Source organism: Mycobacterium sp. E136, assembly GCF_001666865.1.
GTDB lineage: Bacteria > Actinomycetota > Actinomycetes > Mycobacteriales > Mycobacteriaceae > Mycobacterium.
Map to the genome: position 1 here is coordinate 1 of NZ_LZJE01000226.1, position 2,464 is coordinate 2,464.

Annotated in this window: 3 protein-coding genes; all 3 read left to right on the forward strand. The window is 64.0% G+C overall.

What is annotated here, in order from left to right:
- Positions 1–490: ATP dependent DNA ligase (locus A5698_RS15125; RefSeq protein ID WP_502688929.1), on the forward strand; the 490-nt coding region annotated here is incomplete at its 5' end.
- Between the two features lie 294 nt (positions 491–784).
- Positions 785–1,489: a DJ-1/PfpI family protein gene (locus A5698_RS15130; protein WP_068298344.1), complete on the forward strand. Its 705-nt coding sequence runs from the start codon at positions 785–787 to the stop codon at positions 1,487–1,489.
- A complete protein-coding gene (locus tag A5698_RS15135; protein ID WP_068298341.1) occupies positions 1,489–2,391 on the forward strand; it encodes a haloalkane dehalogenase in 903 nt (300 codons plus the stop codon). The genes A5698_RS15130 and A5698_RS15135 overlap by 1 nt, the downstream gene beginning before the upstream one ends.
- Positions 2,392–2,464: the final 73 nt, after the last annotated feature.

A 2,464-nucleotide genomic window follows, 5' to 3' on the forward strand; every position in this document is an offset into this window, starting at 1 on the left:
CGGCGATGGCCCCGAGGCGATGGAGTACGCGCGCAAGAAGCGGTGGGAGGGTGTGGTCGCCAAGAAACTCGACTCGACCTATCAGCCCGGCCGGCGATCGAAGGCTTGGATCAAGGACAAGGTGTGGAACACCCAGGAGGTCGTGATCGGCGGCTGGCGGCAGGGTGAGGGCGGGCGTTCGAGCGGTATCGGCTCGCTGATCCTCGGTATTCCGGCCGAGGGTGGGCTTCAGTTCGTCGGCCGAGTCGGAACCGGCTTGACCGACAAAGCTCTCGCCGAGCTCAAGAAGACCCTCAAGCCGCTGGAGACCGACGAGAGCCCGTTCAACGAGCGACTCCCTCGCCCGGACGCGAAGGGGGTGACGTTCGTGCGTCCTGATCTCGTCGGCGAGGTGCGCTACAGCGAACGTACCTCGGATAACCGTCTGCGCCAGCCGAGTTGGCGCGGGTTGCGGCCCGATAAGGAGCCCGACGAGGTCAGGTGGGAGTAGATCAGCGCGAGACGGAGCCCGCCATCTCCGCAAGTCCGGCGGCCAAGCTGACGAACAGAGCGTAGCCGAGATCGGATCGCCGGGTCGCTGAACCTCTGACTCGACCGAGTCTGTGCCGCCGAACGTCGTAATCGGCAACATCTCGGCGATCGTTGGCCATCTGGCCGGTGTCGTTCCACTGAGCACGGGCGCTACGTTCGAGTCGCCTCCAGTTGAAGGGACTTCGATGCCAGACATTCCCAACGCGTTCGGTCAGAAAAGTTCAATGCAGGCGCGGCCTTCCGGATGTGCAGCGTGACCGCCGTTACGCCACAGGCCAATTGGAAGCCCAGCGTGGCGATGATTCCGTTTCCAGGCCTGACGATGCTGGACCTCATCGGGCCATACGAAACGCTTCGCCAACACACCGACGTGCATCTCCTCGGCTCCACCACCGAGGAATTCTTCTCGGACAGCGGCGCGCCCTTCCGCGCGACCGAATTGCTCTCTGAGGCAGCCGATCACTACGACGTCGTGTTCGTTCCGGGCGGCAGCGGAACGGCCGATGCCATGCGGGACCCGCAGATCATCGACTTCCTCGCCACCCGTGGCCCACGGGCACGCTACGTCACGTCGGTCTGCACCGGATCGATGGTGCTGGGCGCCGCCGGCCTGTTGGCCGGGTACAGGGCTACGACGCACTGGTCGATGTTGGACGCATTGCCCTTCTTCGGGGCGATACCGGCCGAAGAACGCGTCGTGATCGACCGCAATCGGATCACCGGGGGTGGCGTCACGGCAGGAATCGACTTCGGGTTGACGCTTCTCGCCGAATTGTTCGACGAAGAAACGGCGCGCTATGCGCAACTTCTTCTGGAGTACGACCCCGCCCCGCCGTTCGACGGAGGATCGCCACGGTCCGCGACCCGAGACGCCGTCCAATGCGTCAGAGAGTACGTCGCGGAGCTGATGAGCATCTGCCAAGGGTTCGCCACACAACAACCGGGTAGGAGCGCCTGATGCCTGGAGTCAAACCGTACGGCCACCTGCAGTACAAAGAGATCAACGGTAAACGGATCGCCTATATCGACGAGGGCCAGGGCGACGCCATCGTGTTCCAACACGGGAACCCGAGCTCGTCGTATCTGTGGCGCAACGTGATGCCTCACGTGGAAGGGCTCGGCCGACTCGTCGCCTGCGATCTGATCGGAATGGGCGGCTCGGACAAGCTGGATGATCCCGGCCCCGACAGCTACCACTACCGCGAGAACCGCGACTATCTGTTCGCGCTGTGGGACGCACTCGAACTCGGCGATCGCGTGACGCTCGTGCTCCACGACTGGGGTGGTGCTCTGGGATTCGACTGGGCCAACCAACACCGGGGGCGCGTCGCGGCACTGGTGCACATGGAAACCGTCTCGGTCTCGATGGAGTGGGACGACTTTCCCGAAGAGGTCGCCCGGATGTTCCGGGGGTTCCGTTCATCGGAGGGCGAGGAGATGGTGTTGAACAACAACGTCTTCATCGAGGGCGTGTTGCCGTCTATCGTCATGCGTGCCCTCACTGACGAAGAGATGAGCTACTACCGGCAGCCATTCGTCAACCCCGGCGAGGATCGACGCCCCACGCTGTCGTGGCCCCGCGACGTCCCGCTCGGCGGGGAGCCCGCCGAGGTGGTCGAGGTCATCGAGGCGTTCGATGCGTGGTTGGCGACAAGCGATGTCCCGAAGCTGTTCGTTCGCGCCGATCCCGGGGTGATCCAGAGCAAGCAACGCATCCTCGACATCGTGCGCAGCTGGCCCAATCAGACCGAAATCACGGTTCCTGGAACACATTTCCTCCAAGAGGACAGCGCGGACGAGATCGGCAGGGCCATCGCTTCCTTCATCCGCACCGTCCGGGCGGATAATTCCCAACGCTGAGGCAGGACCCGCCGCGTGCAACCACCAGCGGTCAGTGCGCCGCTAGCAGGGCTTCCTGTATCCCGCGCGTCGC